The sequence below is a fragment of the Streptomyces stelliscabiei genome (assembly GCF_014873495.1).
Classification (GTDB): Bacteria; Actinomycetota; Actinomycetes; order Streptomycetales; family Streptomycetaceae; genus Streptomyces; species Streptomyces bottropensis.
Genome location: NZ_JADBGF010000001.1, coordinates 341,447 through 359,532, shown reverse-complemented (window position 1 = coordinate 359,532; position 18,086 = coordinate 341,447). Strand labels below are relative to the sequence as shown.

Here is an 18,086-nt window from a genome sequence, read left to right as displayed (position 1 = left end):
TGGAACCCGGCGTCCATCCGAGACGACACTCGGGCCCTCAACCTGCCCAGCCTCAGCCCACAGCACGAAAACGGTCCACCGACCCCGTCGGCGGACCGTCACGCAAGATCGAGGCTAGACGCCTCGTGATTTCAAGTGGAAGCCCGTGCCTGCCAACGCATCATTGCCAATCCAACCCGCTCTTGACCAACTCCGCGGCCATCCACGGGTCGAACCCGCAGACGTGCCGGGCCTGTTGGAACGGCTGGCCGAGGTGCCCGACCCGCGTGATCCGCGCGGGGTGCGACACGCCCTGACCGCCGTGCTCGCGCTCACCGCGTGCGCAGTACTGGCCGGGGCGAGGTCACTGTTGGCGGTCGGCGAGTGGATCGCCGACGCCCCGCCGCAGGTGCTGCAAGCTGTCGGCGCACATCCCGATCCACTGATTCCCGAGCGGCTGCTGCCCGCGGAATCGACGGTCCGCCGACTGCTGGCCAGGATCGACGGCGACGCCCTGGATCGAGCCGTGGGCCGCTGGCTCGCCGACCGCCGTACCCGCACCGCGAGCGGTCTGCGCGCGCTGGCAGTGGACGGCAAGAGCCTGCGTGGGGCGGCCAAGGCCGAAGGCCGGAGGATCCACCTGCTCGCCGCCCTAGACCACACCACCGGCCTGGTCTTGGCCCAGCTGGACGTCGGCGAGAAGACGAACGAGATCACCTGCTTTAAGCCGCTGCTGGACACCGTCGCCGACCTGGCCGGAACCGTCGTCACCAGCGACGCGATGCACACCCAGCGCGAGCACGCCGACTACCTGCTGAGCCGCGGCTCTCACTACATCGTGCTCGTCAAGGGCAACCAGAAGAAACTGCGCAAGCAGCTGAAGTCCCTTCCCTGGAAGCAGATCCCTCTTCAAGGACGCTCCCGCAGTACCGGCCATGGCCGCTTGGAAATCCGCCGGATCAAGGCGTGCACCGTGAACAACCTGCTCTTTCCCGGCGCCCGCCAGGCCATCCAGATCAAGCGCCGCCGCACCGACCGCAAGACCGGCAAGACCACCGTGAAGACCGTCTACGCCGTCACCAGCCTCACCTCCGAGCAGGCCACCCCCGCAAAACTGGCCTCCCTCGTGCGTGGCCACTGGAAGGTGGAGGCCCTGCACCACGTCCGGGACACCACCTTCGCCGAGGATGCCTCACAACTGCGGACCGGAAACGCACCCCGCGCAATGGCCACCTGGCGCAACCTCGCAATCGGAGCCCTGCAGCTGACCGGCGTCACGAACATCGCAGCCGCTCTGCGCCACAACGCTCGCGACGCACGACGCCCGCTCGCTGTCCTGGGACTCGCGTGATCACGAACCGGACATCAAGCAACTACGCCGAAGCCCTGGCCCAAGGGGAGTGACCAAGGGACCGGCTGGGATTCCTCCGGCCGGTCCGCTCCTTCGGGACGATCACGGATCGTTCCCGCCCCGACCTCAGACCGCTGCGGGCAGATGGACCTCGAACCGGCAGCCGCCCGGCACATTGGACACAGCCGCGTGTCCTTGGTGGGCCTCGACGATGCCGCGCACGATGGCCAGGCCCAGTCCGGCTCCGGCGGGCGGGGTCCGGGCGTGGGTGCCGCGCCATCCGGTGTCGAAGACGCGGGGCAGGTCCTCGGGGGCAATGCCGCCGCAGCCGTCGGTCACCGCCAGCACGACACGGTCGGCCTCCCGGCGTGCGGAGATCGCTACGGTGCCGTCGGCCGGAGTGCGGCGGATGGCGTTGACGAGCAGGTTGACCAGGACACGGGACATCTCCCGACCGTCGACCTCGACGGGCACCTGCTCCACCCCGGCGCCCACCAGACGTACCCCGTGCTCCCTGGCCAGGGCGTCGGCACCGGCGATGGCGTCGCCGATCAGGTCGTAGACCGACATGCGGGTCGGGGTCAGGGCGAGGACGCCGGCCTGGATGCGTGACAGTTCGAAGAGGTCGCTGACCATCTCGCTCATCCGCCCGACCTCGGTGCGGATGCGGCTGTGGTAGACGTGCGGGTTGTCGACCAGGCCGTCCTCCAGGGCCTCGGTCATCGCCTGGAGTCCGGCCAGCGGCGTGCGCAGGTCGTGGGAGATCCAGGCCACCAGCTCGCGGCGGGACGCTTCCAGCGCCTGCTCCCGCTCCCGGGAGGCGGCCAGTCTGGCGCTCGTCGTGGCCAGCTGACGGCTCAGCTGGGCGAGTTCGGCGGTGAGCGCGGTGGTGGGCGGGACGAAGTTGCCGTCGTCGCCGAGGGCGCGGGTGGCCTCGGCGAGGGCCCGGCTTCCCCGGACGACACGGCGGCCCAGCAGCAGGGCGACGGCGAAGGAGGCGACGGCGGCCATGAGGCACACCATCGTGACCACCCACAGGTCGTGCTCCGAGAGGAGCATCGCCCAGGACACCAGCATCGTGCCGGCGAGCATCGCGGCGACCGTGACGGCCGCGACGACGGACAGGGACAGTGCGACCGATCGGTCGCGGAGCAGCCGCAGGGCCGCCGCACCGGTCAGCCCTGCGGCTGCCGCGCCGACGGCGGCGTAGAGGGCGATGAGCAGCGTGTCACCGACCATCGCCGGCTCCTCTCCCGTGGGTGACGTCCGACGGGGGAGGGTCGAAGCGGTATCCGACGCCCCAGACGGTGCTGATCAGATGAGGTTTGGCGGGGTCGTCCTCGACCTTCTCCCGCAGGCGCCGGACGTGGACCGTCACCGTCGACAGGTCGCCGAAGTCCCAGCCCCAGACCTGGCGCATGAGTTCCTCGCGGCTCGTTGCCCGGCCGGGGTTGCGGAGAAAGAACTCCAGTAGATCGAACTCCCTTGTCGTAAGGGCCAGTTCGGCGCCGCTGCGGGTGGCGCGTCGTGCGGTGGGATCCAGGGCGAGCGGGCCGCTGCGCAGCCAGGGCTCCGCGGGCTCGGTTCGCGTGGCGGCCAGGGTTCCGGCGCGGCGGAGCACGGACTCCACACGCAGCACCAGCTCGCGCGGGCTGAAGGGCTTGGTGACGTAGTCGTCCGCTCCGACCTCCAGGCCGAGAATGCGATCCTCCTCGTCTCCCCGCGCGGTCAGCATGATCACTGGCAAGGGACCGTTCGCTCGGATGCGGCGGCACACCTCCAGCCCGTCCATTCCGGGCAGCATCAGGTCCAGTACCACCAGGTCGGGTGGTCGGGAGGCTGCCGTCTCCACGGCGGCGGGGCCGTCGGCGGCGACGTCGACTGAGAAGCCCGCCCGATGCAGGTACCCCGCGACGACCTCGGAGACGGTGGGATCGTCGTCCACGACAAGTACGCGTTTCACACGAGTGAGTCTCGCACCGGCGTCCCGTCGCCCAGCGGTGCGACGGCGGACGTCAGCGATCCGTAAGGATGTCACATCCCTTATGTCCGCTCCGCGTTCGTAGGCTCAGTGGGGTGATCGAGACAACCTCTCCCTCCGTGGACGTCGTGCTGCCCTGCCTCGACGAGGCCGAAGCCCTGCCCTGGGTGCTGCACCGCATCCCGCCCGGCTGGCGCGCGATCGTCGTCGACAACGGCTCCACCGACGGATCCCCCGACATCGCCCGCGACCTAGGGGCGCAGGTGGTCCACGAGCCACGCCGCGGCTTCGGCGCCGCCTGCCACGCGGGGCTGACCGCCGCCACGGCCGACGTGGTCTGCTTCTGCGACTGCGACGCCTCACTCGACCCCCGCCTGCTGCCGGCTGTCGCCGGACCCGTCCTCGACGGCTCCATCGACCTTGCGCTGGGGCGACGCCGGCCCACCGCTCTCGGGGCCTGGCCCCTGCACGCCCGGCTCGCCAATCTCGAACTGGCACGGCTGATCCGCCGTCGTACCGGCCTGCGCCTGCGCGACGTGGGCCCGATGCGGGCGGCTCGCCGCGAAGCGCTGCTGGGCCTGGGCCTGAGCGATCGCCGCTCCGGCTACCCGCTGCAGATGGTGGTCCGGGCCGCCGACGCCGGCTGGCGCATTCAGGAGACGGACGTGCCGTACCACCCGCGTACGGGCCGTTCGAAGGTCACCGGTACCTGGCGGGGCACCTGGCAGGCGGTCCGTGACATGCGTGCCGTTCTCGCCGAGCAGTCGGCCGGTATCGGTCACACCTCCACCGGCCCGAACGCGCCGATCGCAGGAGGGGCGCGGTGAACACCGTCACGGCAGCGGCCACACTGCTGATCATCGCCAAGGAACCGGTCCCCGGCCGCGTCAAGACCCGGCTCACGCCGCCCTACACGCCGTACGAGGCGGCGGGCCTGGCCGAGGCCGCCCTCACCGACACCCTCCGCACCCTGCTCCGGGTCCCGGCCCGGCGCCGGGTGCTCGTCCTCGACGGAACGCCGGGCCCTTGGCTGCCGCCGGGTTTCGACATCGTCCCGCAGGTGTCAGGAGGGCTGGACGAGCGGATCGCGGGCGCCTTCGCCCTCTGCGACGACGGGCCGGCACTGCTGGTCGGCATGGACACCCCGCAGCTCACTGCCGGCCTGCTGGCCGATGTCGGCACGGACGGCCACGACGCCTGGTTCGGCCCGGCCGCCGACGGCGGCTTCTGGGCTCTCGGCCTCGCCGACCCCTCCCGCGCCGGGTCGCTCGTCCGGGGTGTACCCATGTCCACCGACCGCACCGGCGCGATCCAGCGGCGCAGACTCGTCGAGGCGGGGCTGACGGTCCGCGACCTCCCACTGCTGCGGGACGTCGACACCGCGTCCGATGCCGCCTCGGTCGCCGGCCTGTGTCCACCCGGCTCGCACTTCGCCACCGTCCTGCACTCGCTCGCGGAGGTGACCCGGTGAGCGGCGCGGCTGTCGGTACGGAATCCGTCGTCGAGCCGGCGGAACGAAGCGACACGGCGCCCCGGCCGCAGACCGACGTTCAGCCGCCCGAGCGGCGCATCGTGCCCGCGCCGTGCGCCGACCGCTTCGTGACGTCCGTGGCGCCGGGCAAGCCCTGGACGGACGACCCTTACGCCCAGGCCCTGCGCGCCGGCCGGGGCCCGCTGTACCTGCGCAGCCTGGGGCCCCTCACTCCGGGGGAGGCCGAGCTGCTTCCACTGGAGGTGGAGCGCTGGTGCGCCGCCCCCGACGCCGCCGACACCGAAGTGCTGGGCCGTTGCACCGGCCCCGTCCTGGACGTCGGCTGCGGTCCGGGGCGGCTGGTGGCCGCCCTGGCCGCACGTGGCGTCACAGCCCTCGGTGTGGACGTCAGCCCGGCCGCCGTCGCCCGGACCCGGCGCCACGGCGGAGCCGCCCTACGGCGCTCCGTCTTCGACCGCCTGCCGAGAGAGGGCCGCTGGGGCACGGTCCTGCTGATGGACGGCAACGTCGGCATCGGGGGCGACCCGGCAGCCCTCCTCACCCGCCTGCGCGACCTCCTCCGCCCCGGTGGCCGCCTCCTGGCCGAGGCGGCGGACGAAGACGTGGACCAGCGTCTCACCGTCCGCGTGGAGGACGCCCACGGCCGCCACGGCCGCCCCTTCCCCTGGGCCCGCGTCGGCACGACCGCCCTGCTGCGCGCGGCCGACTCCACCGGCTGGATCCTCACCGGCCGATGGAGCGTCGACAGGCGCTCCTTCCTGGAACTCCACCGCCCCACGTCGGAGCGCCAGGAGCCGGACGCGGCCCGGGACGGGCACGTCGCGCCGCCCGACCACACCCCCACAACCGGTGAGGGGCCACAGGTCAACGGCCCGTCCGGGCTCCATGGGCACAGGGTTCGGTGACGTTCCGTCAGCCTGGTCGCGGTGCACGGGCCCCGCGGTCGACTGCGGTGCCCAGATTTCGAGATCATCCCTGCGGGCTCGGCGTGGGTGGCTTGCGCAGCGCAGTATTGACGGAGCGTCTGGAAGCAGGGCCTTCGGATCGGTGGTGCCTTGCCGGTGTCACGCTTGCCGAGACGGGCCGATCCCGGATACTCCGCACGCTGTAGGAGTTCCGCCCCGACCGGACATCACCCGGTGATCTACCCCGCGGACGGGCTACACCGCGGAGAAGGCGGCCTGCGCGGCCATCGGCTCCAGGCCCGTGACGGGTGGCTGACGCTGGCCGGGACAGCTGACGCAGGCCCGCCCCGAGCGGCCCGGGGTTCGCCCCCTCGCCGGGTCGGCCCTGCTCAGCGGCCGGGAGCTGCACCGACCGCGGAACCGGCTCGTGCCGCCCATGGCGCCGGGTTGCTGAGTCCTCGCGCCCTCCACCCGACGCGACTCAATCCGGTTCCGCCTCTGGCCGAGGCTCTTCCTTCGTCACTTCGGGCGATCGGCTGCCGCGGGCGTCGTGGCCGCAGTTGGCGGCCCGTCCGGGTTCTGCGGGCCGCACGTCCTCAGGACGATGGTCCCGGCCCGTCCTCACGAGGCGATCTCGACGGTCTTGGAGACGGTGACCTGGTCGATGTCCGAGACGCGGACGGTGGCCCGCATCGTCCATGTTCCGGCGAGTGGGAGGTCGAGGGTGTCACTGCCCCAGTAGCCGCTCTGGTCGACGAGTTCGGCATCGAGCGGGCCGACGCGTTTGTCGGTCTGGGTGAAGGTGAGGCGTAGTTCGGGGATGGCGATGAGGCCGCCGTCGGCACCGAATACGACGGCCTCGACCACGTTCCGGCCGACCTGGCCCGGTTCCAGGGTGATCTGCACCCTGCCGCTCCCGGCCGGAGCGCCCGTGTCGAACGGGACCACGGTCAGGTTCACGTCCGGCTGTCCGGACACCGTGGAGGCTCGCGCCGCCTCGACGGTGGCCCGCCCCGGTTGGCTGCCCGTCAGCACGGTCGTGAGCGCGAGCACTGCCACACCGATGACGGCCTCCGCGAGCACGGACCTGCGCAGCCCGCGCCGGCCGCCCTCAGAGCCGATGCCGGCTGCTTCAGGCACGGCACCGGGGCCGTCCTTCGTCGGCGGGTCGGGCGGTGTGCCTTGGCCGCTGCCCGCGGTGACGAGCACGGGTTGTACCGGGGGCACGCGCAGTAGCCGCTCAGTCCAGCTCCGGGAGTACGACGCCGCCGTCAGCATGAGGATCACGGTCCCGGTCTTCAGCGCGAGCACCCTGCCGTAGGGGGTGGTGAACGCGTCCCAGGAACCGAGGCCGCGCCAGGACTGGTAGATGCCGGTGGCCGCCAGTACGCCCACGGCACCGAGGGCGAGCCGGGAGAAGCGACCGACGACGGTGGGCCGGAGCGGGTCGTCGGCCGGTGCCCGGTACAGCGTGACCAGCAGTGCGGTCAGCCCGCCGAGCCAAACGGACATGGCCAGCAGGTGCAGTGCGGCGGACGTCATCGCGGCCGGCACCTGGATGCCCGTCGAGGCGTGCTCGGCCGCTGCCCAGGTCGTGGCCAGAGCGAGAGTGAGGGCGATGCCCACCGTGACCGTGCGCCGGTCGTGTCGCTGTTCGGACCTGCCGTGCCTCAGGAGCATGGCGACCAGCAGGAGTAGAGCGAGACGGACCAGCAGTGCGATGCCCGGTCGGCTGTCCACCGTGTCGCGCAGAAGTCGAGGGTCGAGCACACCGGCCGGTCCGTCTCCGCTCGCGTACGGACCGCGCATCAGCAGCAGCGCGGTCGTCGCCAGTGTCAGGGCCCACCAGCCGGCCAGGAACGGGCCGCGCAACGCCTGCGTGGCCCCGGCACCGGGACGGCAGACCTGCACGAATACGGCGGTGCCGATCAGCAGGGCCAGGCCCCCGTAGGCGACGTAGCGGCCGATGCCGTACAGCACGTCGACCGACGGGGCCACGGCAGGCTCGGCGGCGGATGCGGCGCGGGTCTGCGAAGGCGTGCCGACGGAGAAGGTGAAGGCACCGGAGACGGCGTGGCTGTCCTCGGAAAGCACCCGCCAGGAGACCGTGTACGTGCCCTGCTGCAGACCGTCGGTGAGGGGCACGCGCGCGGTGTCGGCCCTACCGTCCGCACGCACGGGGTCGCCGGCGGTCACCGGGCGGCTGTCGGGGTCGAGGACGCGCACCGAGTCCTCGGTGAGCGCGACGGACTCGCTGAAGGAGACCGTGACGTGTTCCGGCGCGGTCTTCAGCACCGTACCCTCGCGCGGGTCGCTGCCGGTCAGCACCGCGTGAGCGGAGGCGGGTGCCGCGCCGGCGAGGAGGGTACCGGCCAGCAGCACAACCACCACCAGCAGTGCCTTGCCCATGCGCCGTGCGTGTTGCGTCTGTTGTCGTTCCACTTCATGTCTCCGGAGCGGTTCTTGGATCTGGCGAGAGTGCTGCACGCGTGTGCAGATGCCCGCCACCGTGTCGTTCGAGGGCGGGTGTCTCCTGCCGCGGGGTCGGCACGGGAAAGCACCCCGTGTCGGAGAACGCCCGACGCCTGACCAGCCACCAGGTGCCGCCCCCGGTACGACCGGCACGGCGATCAGGGAGCCGGTGAGCGGACGGGCGGTTGACGAGTCGTCCGGTGCGACGGTGCTCCTTTCGGCGGGCGGGACGTCGGCGGCCGTCTTCGTGGATGAGCCTGGCGCGGGCGCCCCGCCGGGCCGGCCCTGTGGACGGACCGCCGTGGGCGTGCGAGCTGCGCTGTGACCGTGACGGTCACTGGCGATGCTTCGGCGATGTACGTCGGACATCCGGGTCCGCCATCCTGCGGGGCCAGGGTCCGGCGGTGTTGGCGGCGGGGGGCGGGCAGCGCCGACGGCCGCAGTCCTGCCGAGCATCGACGCACAGCCGTCGACGGCCCTCAGCCGGATGGCGGAGCCGTGATGTGGGGTGTGTCTGCGGGCCATGCGGAGGGAGCCTGCTCCGACTGCTGTGAGACGGTGTCGTCCTCTCCGTCGTGTGGGTCGCCGGGGGCTGCCAGCTGGGAGCAGAGACCGAGGGCGAGAGTGATCGCGGCAGCCGTTCCCAGTGCACGGACGATGCGGCGGCACTTTGCTCGGCCGTCCAGCTCCCGCCAGGGCGAGTGGGGGCGGGGCTCGGTGGGCTGCCACAGCTCACCGACGGCTCCCGTCCCGTCGAGCGAGGCGGGCCTTTGCCGGAGAGGGCTTGTAGGACGCCTTCGTGTGTGTCCTCCCCCCTGGGGACGGGAGGGCGGGCTGGCCGTCCGAGACGCCGTCCCACGTTCCGCGGCGGAGAGCTCCTTGGGCGCGGTTTCCCGTATCGCGTGTTCGCTGTCGGTCAGGAATCTGTGCCAGACCTCATCCGCGGCGAGTGGTCTGAGGCCATCGCCGTCCGGTGTCTGGTCTCCGTCCGGCATGCGAGCGGTCACGCCGCACCTTCCGTTCCCCACTTCTGGCCGGCGACCCCGTTGCGCGCCGGACTCCTGGCAGGAGCTGACGCCCCGTGGTCTCCTGTGGTCTGCCACGGCCTTGGGGGCCGTGTTGAGCGCGGACCGGTTGGCGGGGCCTCCGGCGACCGACGCGTCGATGTTCACCTCGGTACTCCGCCGTCGTCACTCCCGGGCGTCCGGCGGTCCGCCGCCGGGCGGGCCCCACTCGATGATTGCACAGTGCAAAGCGAGAGCGCCAGCAGTGGGCCCGGCCGCGAGGCCCCGACGGCGATCTGGCGGGCCCGCGTGGTCGTCACACGGACGTCAGGGTTATTACGAGAACCTGACAGGGAGGCTGAACCCCTTCAGGCTCAGGCGTCTCATCGGTGACTCTGGCTCAATCCGCCACTGTTCGAGGATGGCGGAGGGGTTCGAGGAGCGAGTTATGAGCAGGCACACCAGGCGCAGGTCCCCGGTACAGGCCCGGCTGACGATCGCCGGAGCCGTGGCCCTGGCCATGGCGGCGGCCGCGGTGACGGTGACCGTGGCCTCGGCGGGGGAGACCAGCCGCCGGTACGCGGGTTCCGGGCAGGTCGGCGCCGACCACGCGGTGTTCGTGCAGGGCAACGAACTCGATGGCAACACCATCCACGTCTTCAAACGGGGGGACGACGGCACGCTGACCGCCGCGGGCCGCTACGCCACAGGCGGCAGGGGCGGCGACCAGATCGACGCACCGACCGACTCCCTCGCCTCGCAGGGCTCGCTCGTCTACGACGACCGGTCGGGGCGGCTGCTGGCGGTCAACGCCGGAAGCGGTACGGTGACCTCGTTCCTGGTCCAGGGGCAGAAGCTGACGGATAGGCAGACAGTGCCCTCCGGGGGCGACTTCCCGGCGTCGATCACGGTCTCCGGCCGGCTGGCGTACGTCATGAACGCGGGTGGGGAGGGGAGCGTCCAGGGCTTCCGGATCACCTCCGACGGGCTGAAGCCCCTGCGCGGTTCGCAGCGCTCCCTGGGACTGGACAACGAGGAGGTCCCCCTGTTCAGCAGTTCGCCGGGGCAGGTCGCGTTCACCCCGGACGGCCGGGCGCTCGTCGTCACCACCAAGTCCGCGAACACCGTCGAGGTCTTCCCCATGGGGCGTGACGGGCGCCCAGCGCAGGAACCGGTCGTCAACGAGTCCGCAGGCGGGGTGCCTTTCGCGATCACCTTCGCCCGGGGCGGCCGGATGCTGGTGGCCGAAGCGGAGAAGTCGACGGTCAGTACCTACAAGGTGCGCCGCGACGGCACCCTGAAGGTCGTTCAGGGCCCGCTGGCCAACGGGCAGGAGACCCTGTGCTGGCTGGAGCGCGCCGGTGACTTCTTCTACGGGGGCAACACCGGCAACTCCACGGTCAGCGGCTATCGCGTGGACAAGCGCGGGCGCCTGGCGCTCACGAACGACGTGGGCGTGGCGACGCCCCCGTCGGCCCGGTCCCAGGGCGTCATCGACCTGGCCGTCACCGAGGACGAGAAGTTCCTGTATGTGCAGAACGCCGTCTCCGGTACGGTCGACGGCTTCCGCGTGGGCAGGAACGGCTCGCTCACGAAGGTCACGACCGTGACAGGACTGCCCGCCTTCGCCGAATCCGGAATGGAGGGCATCGCCGCGGTGTGACGGCAAAACGGTCACCGCGGTGCGGCGCCCCGCAGTTGATCCAGGGCGCCAGGCTGCACGGGCCGGATCACGGTGTGTCGTTGAAACCTTCCTGCAGAGGGCCGGAACGGAGGGCCGGGTGAGCACCGCCTTTCGCCGTGAATCCAGGAATGCGGTTGAAGCAGCCCGTGATCGTCACTCCCGGCCAAGCCGAGGCGATGGCGGACGGGCTGCTCAGCGCAGATGCTGTTCGGCCGCATGGATCCGTACGAACGGGATGGCTCTGCCCGCCTCTCGGAACGATGCCGCGGTGCCGTCCACGGTCAGACCCATGAAGGCGCACAGTCGGCGGGCGGTCCGTGGATGTCGCGCCGCGTACCGGGCCATGATCTCTGCCCCCTCTTCTGGGGCGAGGAATCGTGCGTCGACCGCATAGTGGCGATTCCCCACCTGGACGACGGTCTGCGGTCGGCGGCGCAGGTTGCGGTACCAGTCCGCCGTCGGCCCGAAGCCGGACGCAACCGTCCAACTGCCACCTGCCGGATCGCGCGCCACCACCTCCAGAACCACATGGCGGTCGGCTCCGGTGACGCGGCCGACGTGGTGAAGCAGCAGGAACCGTCCGCCGAAGAGGGGCCCCAGTCCCGCACGGAACAACAGGATCGGCAGCCGCAGGGCGAAGCATCTCCATCCGGAGGGGAGTCGGGGGCGGTGCGGGGCGTCGCCTTCCGGTTGCCGCATCGGGTCTCCATGAGCCGGTGGGATGTCGGATCTCGGCATCGATTGGGTAAAGGGCCGGAGCGAGAGCCGTGCCGTCGCAGCAATCCTTGCATAGTCTAAGTGTTGAGGAGGGGTGTCTGCGCAGGGCGGCTCTCCAGTGCCGCGACACCGCTGGAGAGCGCCATGACCATGAAAGAGCCGCCGTCCCACGGCATGCTGCTGTCCTGCATGCCTGTCGCGGTGATGGCCGTGGTGACAGGGGTGGACGTCGTGGCGGGGCCCGGGGTGGGACTGCTCCCGCTGGTCTCCCTCGGGCCGGCCTTCTCCGGGCTGGTCGGGGGATGGCGGCGTACCGCCGTCATCGGTGTGGTGGCGCTGCTGCTGTGCGTGGGACTCGGCCTGTACAACGGCCTGTTCGAGGCGAGCCGGGGCTTCGCGGCCCTGGGGTCGGTGGCCGGGGTCACCGGGGTGGGTATCGCCGCCGCCGTGATGCGCTCGCGCCGGGAAACGGAGTTGGCCGGTGTCCGCTCGATCGCCGAGGTCGCCCAGCGGGTCCTGCTGCGACCGGTGCCGTTGACGGCGGGCCCGCTGCGGGTGGCGGTGTCGTACACCTCCGCCGTGGCCGAGGCGCGGATCGGGGGCGATCTGTACGAGGTGGTCGCCTCGCCGCACGGTGTGCGGGTGATCGTCGGTGATGTGCAGGGCAAGGGGCTGGCCGCCGTCGAGACGGCCGCCGTGGTGCTCGGTGCCTTCCGGGAGGCAGCGCACGACGAACCCGACCTGGTGGGGCTCGGCGAGCGGCTGGAGCGGAGTGTCGCCCGGGAACTGGAGGGGGAGAAGTTCGTCACGGCGATCCTTGCCGAGTTCGGCTCCGATCACGAAGTGGTGTTCGTCAACTACGGTCACCCGGATCCGATGCGGGTGCGCCGGGACGGCACCGCCGACTTCCCGCAGCCTCCTTCCTATGCCCTGCCGCTTGGGTTGGGCGCTCCCGGGAGCGACGGCCCGAAACCGTACCCGGTGTCCTTCGCACCCGGTGAGCAGTTACTTCTGTACACCGACGGCGTCACCGAGGCACGTGACGATCAGGGAGCCTTCTATCCGCTCGCCGAACGGGCGCATCTGCTGAAAGACCCTGACCTGCACAGCGCGTTGATCGCGTTGCGTGAGGACGTGGTGCGGCACGCCGCTGGTCCGCCGCACGACGACGCCGCCATGCTCCTGCTGCGCTACCACGGTCATGGAATGGGAAAATCTGCTCCTGCCGATTGAGTACGCGGGTGCCTCAGCGCGTAGAAAGGGGGGCATGGCGGAACGTAGGACCCCTTCAAGGGGCATGGACGATGTCGACGCGGTCACCCGTGCGGTGCTGACCGCGTCACGGCTGTTGGTGGCGGTGTCGGCCAGATCCCTGGCCGAGGTCGAGGAGCGGGTGACGCTGCCGCAGTTCCGCATGCTGGTGGTGCTGTCGACCCGCGGCGCCACCAAACTCGTCGTGCTCGCGGACCTGCTCCAGGTCGCGCCGTCCACAGCCATGCGCATGGTCGACCGGCTGATCGCTGCCGGGCTCGCCGACCGCCGGATCAACCCGGACAACCGCCGCGAGACCATGCTCCAGCTGACCGACGAGGGGCGGCGAACGGTCGCCGACGTCACCGCCCGGCGCCGTACAGAGATCGCCACGATCGTCGAACGGCTCGTGCCGGACCAGCGGACGGCGCTCGTGGACGCGCTCACCGCGTTCAACGAGGCGGGCATGGAGCCACTGGCCCCGATGACGGACGACCCGGAGCTGTATCCCCTGGGCTGGGTGGACGCGACGGTGGGGTACGGCGCCTGAGGGCATGCCCCGGGCACGCGGCCATTGCCGTCGTGCGCGCTTGGTCGGCCGATCCGACCTGCCCGCTGACCGGTATCGCACTAGTCAGGGAAGCCGTGATGGGCGAGTAAGGGGGCGAGGGCTCTTGATCTGCGCGCCGTATCGGGGCAGCCGCGGCACGCGACAGCGGACGACTTGTAGGCGGGGCGGTCTGCGATGCGTCGGTGACCGCGGGGCGGAGGGCGGACTGATGTCCCATGTGCCGAGGTTCGCCATTGCCGCTCTGGCCGTGGTGCACGGGTCGTCGATGCGGTAGCGGTCCCGCGTTCCTCCCGTATGTGCGCTCCTTTCGTGCGGCGGCCCGGACCCGGCCTCGTCCCGCCCTCGCTTGAGGACGAGGCCGGCGTGGCGGGTCGGTGGTCGCGTCACTTGGACGACGGTGAGGGATCAGGAGTCGGGCCTGCTGTCGGGGCAGCGGTCTGCACATCCAGATCCGGGCGCGGGGTCAGGACGACCATGGGGGCTCCCTGCTGGGGAACCGGAGGGGTGACCTGTTCGCTGGGGAGCTTCGGCGGGTTGGTCTGCTGGTAGTTGACCTGGTCGTGGTTGACCAGGCCGGTCTTCTCCAGCACGGTGATGTGGTCGAGCACGGTGTCGTTGGCCAGGTCCGCCAACTGACGCACGAGGGTGTTGCGCGTACTGGCGCGGATCTTGGCGATGGCCGGGAAGATCTGGCCGTGCGTGACACGCATGATCTGCACCGCGGTGGAGTCGAACTCCTTGCCCTTGGCCGCGTCCACAGTCGCCACGAACTGCTGCTGTTGCGGGCTCGCCTGGTTGTTGAGCGTGATGTTCAGCTCGGGGGCGATCTTCCGGCACATCTCGTCGAGGCCGGCGTGGCCGACGATCAGGTGTTCGCCGGCCTCCTTCATCTCCGGCGTCGTACCGCGCTCCATGGCCATTTCACCGAGGGGGTACTCCCAGAGTCCTGCGGAGCGGACCTTGATGACGAAGTCACGGTCGGCTTCTGTGAGCGGCCCGTAGGGGGTGTTGGCGATGATCCGCTCTGTTCCCGTGGCCGTCTTCTCGACTCCCAGCATCGCGGGGTAGGCGAGCGCGGCGACGGTCAGCAGCAGACCGCCGCTGACGAAGATCGTTCCGATGTTCCAAGTGCGGGGCATGGCAGCTCCTGGCAGCGGGTGGCCGCACCCTGGGTCCGGCGCGTGGCACCGGACCCACCGTGCGGATGGGTCGTCAGGGGGTACGGATGGAACGGGCGAATGAATCATTGCGCTGGGTAAATTTTGCAGTGTGATCGAAACGGTATCCCGGATGCTGAGGTGCAGATCTCCCTGACCTGGGGGAAGGGCGGGGGTCCGGTGCTTCCGTCACATGAACACCGGCGCCAATGAGGGGGCCTCATGGGCGCCGACGGCCACGACCTCGCATTGGCCTGCAGGCGCGAGTGTCGTCGGCGCCGGGTTGTGGGAGGGGAGAGTCCGGTGCAGCGCGGCCCACGGGCTTTCGGCCGCCGCCTATGGAGACCTGATCTGCCGTCCCGACTCCATTCATGGATGCCGCGAGGCGCTGCGTGCAAGATCTGGCCAGGCGCGGCCGGAGATGTCAGGAGAAACGTCGGCGATCGGGCGGAATCGGGCCAGGGGTGCCCAGAACCTTGCGGAGGACGGGCGGACCGGCTCTTTCTGCAGCAGCCCGCGTAGCGGCACTGAGTTCGGCGACCTGTACCTCGATGCCTGCCACGGACAGTGCCTGCCGGATACCCAGCAGCGTGTACAGGCTTGCGGAATCGCAGAAGGTGATACCGGAGAGGTTCAGTACCAGTAGGCCGCTAGATGAACGGGCGGCAAGTCCAGCCAGGTACTCGCGCAAGCTCGCGGAGGTGTCGATGTCGAGCTCCCCTGCGAGATGTAGCTCCAGCAGGGGAGGGGATTGACCACCGGCGATGGGCTGGATCGAAAGCCTTGAGCTCCCGACCTCCAGCAGGTCCTCCCCATGGTGAGGCGGAACGCCACTACTCATCGGCTTGGCGGCTGTTGTCTCGTCCTCGGGGTTGGACTGGGGCGGTTTCATCGCGCGTCTTCCGGTTAGAGCGGTCTCCGTACGCCGACCAGACTTCCCGGCACTCCAGGCGGGCTGCCCCTCCACCTGGCCAATCTTTGCATAAGACAAATGAATGCGCCAGTGGAGCTCAGGTCCTCCCGCGGGCTGGGGATCCTTTTGCCCTCAGCAACTCCGGAAGGGGCCATGCCGGTCCCCCGGCCCGCCTCGACCAGGTCTTCGTCCCGTTTCCGGCACGGCGATTCGACCGGCCATGGGATACGGGCTGTTGCGCCGTTCACGGATGACGCTCACGCAGCGTGGCTGCGAACTCCTCTGTTCAGGTCTGCGAGGGGGCTTGGCTGTGGACGATCCGCCGGAGACGCGCTTGCGAGGCCACGGCCTACCGTCTCCTGAGGGACTGTCCCAAGGCCCAGGCAGCGGATGCGACGGAATCTGCCCACGGCGCGCTCGACGCCGTGATGGTGGACCGGCTTGACGGGGTGTCCTGCCGATGGCCACGGACTCCTCACTACCGGCACCCGCGATCATCGTCGTCGCCCTGGTGCTCAGAACGGCACTCGGCGAAGTCCGTCACCGAGGAACCGCCCGCGAACAATGGGCGTTTACCACCGACCGTCGCACTGGGGCAGCCGGAGCGAAACGGCAGCGGCCATGTCCTGCCCGGCTGGCAACAGGCGGGCCCAGCACTTGCCGCCTGGGCATTGCTCATCGGGGTGCTCACCGCATACCTCGGTCATCGAGCCAGGCGCCGACCATGATCGCTCGCTATCGGAGAGCAGTACGGGGCCTCCCTGGCCGCCATCGGCGTAGCGCCGACGCACGTCCCGTCCAGATCGCTGCCAGCCCTTGCCGGCCGCTCAGCGCCGACCGCGTCGCTTTCCCGGGCGCCACCTACCGACTCAGACGCACCCGCACGCAACAGGGGTCCTCCCCGCCATGATCCGGCACTGGACCGGCCTTGTCTCCTTCTCCCTCACCGTGCTTCCGGCCGGACTGGCCATGGTCAGCGGCCCGATACCCCACCGGCTGTGGCACCGGCTCGCGCCCATGGGCTCGTGCGGTTTGGCTCTGCTCGCGCTCTACGCTGCGGCCCCCTCAACGCCGTCCTCCGCCTGACCGAGGCGCCGCCTGTGATCACTCTGGTGGCCACGGCAACCGCGGGTATCGCCGCAGCAGACTGCGCGTACACGGGTCTTACCCTGTGCCGAGTCGAAGAGGCCACCCCGTGACCGGTCGGCGGCGCCTGCGCCGCGTCGCCCTGTCGCTCACCCTTTGGTGGAAAATGATCGCCGTCGTCCTGTGGCTCGTGGGCACGGTGCTCGACCGGCCAGCCATGCTCCGGCAGTGTGCTGCTTCGTCCTCGTTCCTGGTCGTGGTCGGCGAGGTCGGCGACTGGTTCCGGTGACGCCTGAGGTTTCAACGGTTCACCAGGGCCAACGGCCCCAGCACGGCACCCCTGACGCGGACCCCCGGCCATGCACCCATGACCACGCCGCAGGCCTCGGTGGACAACAGAACAGCCATGAGCAGGCTTTTCTGCCGGGGCTGTGAGGTGCAAGCTGGAAGAGAGACCGCCTGGCCGTCCTGGGACAAGGCTCGGCACAGCGGCTCCGCCACTCCGAGTGGCTCCTTCCGGCCCGGCAGGAGGGAAGCGAGATGACAGAGCAAGTCAGCACCGGTACACGTTGGCGCCTGGCCGGTGATTGGTTCGATGTGTGCAAGTGCGCCATACCGTGCCCCTGTACGTTTGCACAGCCCCCGACCTACGGCGACTGCGAAGGGGTGCTGGTCTGGCACATCCGGGAAGGCGGCTTCGGCGACGTGCGGCTCGACGATCTCAACGTCCTGATGCTCGGCTCCTTCACCGGTAACCCCTGGGCCGGCACCCACACCGACCCGTACGCCGCGATTTTCCTTGACGAACGGGCCGACGAGCGGCAGCGCGGTGCACTCGGGGCCATCTTCGGCGGTGAGGCTGGCGGATGGCCTGCGCAGTTCGGGGCGATGTTCCACCCCGAGATGCGCGGCATGGACGTCGCCCCCGTCCACGTCGAGATAGACGAGGATCTCGCCACCTGGCGGGCCGAGGTTCCCGGCAAGGTCACGGCCACCGCCGAGGCGCTCACGGGTCCGACGACGCCGGATGGCGCACGCGTCCAGGTCCACAACGCCCCAGGCGCCGAGGTCGGGCCCGGCCAGGTCGCCACCTGGGGACGGGCCACCGCCGACCGCGTCGACGCATTCGGCTTCTCCTGGGAACGCACGGGGAAGTCGAGCAAACACTTCCCGTTCGACTGGAGCGGTCCCGACTAGATTCCGACTGGGCCCGAGTGCGGAGGGGACCCGTTACCCGAGGAGCGCGCGTGCCTGCTCAGTGAGCCCCCCATTGTCCGCAGCGTGATCGGCCACCGGCGACGCCAGATCATGCGGGCAAAATCGTGGCATCGGCATTGTCGGGCATTCAGTCCCACCCTCCGACGGCGAACTCGACCGGCGTCCCCGTCGGAGAAGGGGGACCAGTCATGTCGTGGGCGACATCCGGCACCTGCGGTCGGATGGGTGCTGGCCTTGCTGACGAGGGTGGGACGGTACTCGCTTGCCGGCCGCTCACCGACCCGACGGCGGCTCGATGAGGATCA

The 18,086-nt window shown here is 70.5% G+C and carries 16 protein-coding genes; 10 read left to right on the top strand and 6 right to left on the bottom strand.

What is annotated here, in order from left to right:
• Positions 1-145 precede the first annotated feature (145 nt).
• Positions 146-1,330, top strand: a complete 1,185-nt coding sequence (locus tag H4687_RS01615; protein ID WP_078852303.1) for an ISAs1 family transposase — start codon at positions 146-148, stop codon at positions 1,328-1,330.
• A 126-nt stretch (positions 1,331-1,456) separates the two neighbouring features.
• Here H4687_RS01615 and H4687_RS01610 read toward each other — a convergent pair whose 3' ends face one another.
• Both H4687_RS01610 and H4687_RS01605 read right to left on the bottom strand, forming a co-directional pair.
• Positions 1,457-2,569 carry a sensor histidine kinase gene (locus H4687_RS01610; RefSeq protein WP_037723415.1) on the bottom strand — a complete coding sequence of 371 codons (1,113 nt, stop codon included), beginning with the start codon at positions 2,567-2,569 and terminating at the stop codon, positions 1,457-1,459.
• Positions 2,559-3,293 (bottom strand): response regulator transcription factor, encoded by a 735-nt coding sequence (locus tag H4687_RS01605; protein ID WP_037723413.1) that lies wholly within the window; start codon positions 3,291-3,293, stop codon positions 2,559-2,561. The genes H4687_RS01610 and H4687_RS01605 overlap by 11 nt, the downstream gene beginning before the upstream one ends.
• Before the next feature lie 68 nt (positions 3,294-3,361).
• On the opposite strand from H4687_RS01605, the gene H4687_RS01600 reads away from it, so the two are divergent.
• The 3 genes from H4687_RS01600 to H4687_RS01590 are packed head-to-tail and all read left to right on the top strand — an operon-like array spanning position 3,362 to position 5,708.
• Positions 3,362-4,138, top strand: coding sequence for a glycosyltransferase family 2 protein (locus H4687_RS01600; RefSeq protein ID WP_078852304.1), 777 nt, complete (start codon positions 3,362-3,364; stop codon positions 4,136-4,138).
• Complete coding sequence (locus H4687_RS01595; protein WP_037723412.1) at positions 4,135-4,782, top strand: TIGR04282 family arsenosugar biosynthesis glycosyltransferase; 648 nt, start codon at positions 4,135-4,137, stop codon at positions 4,780-4,782. Before H4687_RS01600 ends, H4687_RS01595 begins: the two co-directional genes overlap by 4 nt.
• Positions 4,779-5,708, top strand: coding sequence for a methyltransferase domain-containing protein (locus tag H4687_RS01590; RefSeq protein ID WP_078852305.1), 930 nt, complete (start codon positions 4,779-4,781; stop codon positions 5,706-5,708). The genes H4687_RS01595 and H4687_RS01590 overlap by 4 nt, the downstream gene beginning before the upstream one ends.
• 621 nt (positions 5,709-6,329) lie before the next feature.
• On the opposite strand, the gene H4687_RS01585 is transcribed toward H4687_RS01590, so the two are convergent.
• A complete protein-coding gene (locus H4687_RS01585) occupies positions 6,330-8,117 on the bottom strand; it encodes a copper resistance CopC/CopD family protein (protein ID WP_107067378.1) in 1,788 nt (595 codons plus the stop codon).
• 1,515 nt (positions 8,118-9,632) lie between these two features.
• On the opposite strand from H4687_RS01585, the gene H4687_RS01580 reads away from it, so the two are divergent.
• Positions 9,633-10,847 carry a lactonase family protein gene (locus tag H4687_RS01580; RefSeq protein ID WP_225966551.1) on the top strand — a complete coding sequence of 405 codons (1,215 nt, stop codon included), beginning with the start codon at positions 9,633-9,635 and terminating at the stop codon, positions 10,845-10,847.
• 213 nt (positions 10,848-11,060) lie between these two features.
• Here H4687_RS01580 and H4687_RS01575 read toward each other — a convergent pair whose 3' ends face one another.
• Positions 11,061-11,567 carry a nitroreductase family deazaflavin-dependent oxidoreductase gene (locus H4687_RS01575; protein WP_037723411.1) on the bottom strand — a complete coding sequence of 169 codons (507 nt, stop codon included), beginning with the start codon at positions 11,565-11,567 and terminating at the stop codon, positions 11,061-11,063.
• Positions 11,568-11,729: 162 nt separating this feature from the next.
• On the opposite strand from H4687_RS01575, the gene H4687_RS01570 reads away from it, so the two are divergent.
• Both H4687_RS01570 and H4687_RS01565 read left to right on the top strand, forming a co-directional pair.
• Entirely contained in the window at positions 11,730-12,818 is a 1,089-nt protein-coding gene (locus H4687_RS01570; RefSeq protein WP_046916281.1) for a PP2C family protein-serine/threonine phosphatase, read from the top strand.
• A gap of 34 nt (positions 12,819-12,852) precedes the next feature.
• The gene (locus H4687_RS01565) at positions 12,853-13,386 is read left to right on the top strand and encodes a MarR family winged helix-turn-helix transcriptional regulator (protein WP_037723408.1); all 534 of its coding nucleotides are present in this window, start codon (positions 12,853-12,855) and stop codon (positions 13,384-13,386) included.
• Between the two features lie 404 nt (positions 13,387-13,790).
• On the opposite strand, the gene H4687_RS01560 is transcribed toward H4687_RS01565, so the two are convergent.
• Both H4687_RS01560 and H4687_RS01555 read right to left on the bottom strand, forming a co-directional pair.
• A complete protein-coding gene (locus H4687_RS01560; protein WP_037723406.1) occupies positions 13,791-14,546 on the bottom strand; it encodes a DUF4142 domain-containing protein in 756 nt (251 codons plus the stop codon).
• 442 nt (positions 14,547-14,988) lie between these two features.
• Entirely contained in the window at positions 14,989-15,456 is a 468-nt protein-coding gene (locus tag H4687_RS01555; protein ID WP_078907546.1) for an STAS domain-containing protein, read from the bottom strand.
• A 927-nt stretch (positions 15,457-16,383) separates the two neighbouring features.
• Here H4687_RS01555 and H4687_RS46055 point away from each other — a divergent pair.
• From H4687_RS46055 to H4687_RS01540, 3 genes are all read left to right on the top strand, one after another.
• Entirely contained in the window at positions 16,384-16,563 is a 180-nt protein-coding gene (locus tag H4687_RS46055) for a hypothetical protein (protein ID WP_225966550.1), read from the top strand.
• Positions 16,564-16,672: 109 nt separating this feature from the next.
• Complete coding sequence (locus H4687_RS01545) at positions 16,673-16,852, top strand: hypothetical protein (protein WP_037723743.1); 180 nt, start codon at positions 16,673-16,675, stop codon at positions 16,850-16,852.
• A 251-nt stretch (positions 16,853-17,103) separates the two neighbouring features.
• The gene (locus H4687_RS01540) at positions 17,104-17,760 is read left to right on the top strand and encodes a DUF1326 domain-containing protein (RefSeq protein ID WP_037723745.1); all 657 of its coding nucleotides are present in this window, start codon (positions 17,104-17,106) and stop codon (positions 17,758-17,760) included.
• Positions 17,761-18,086 lie beyond the last annotated feature (326 nt).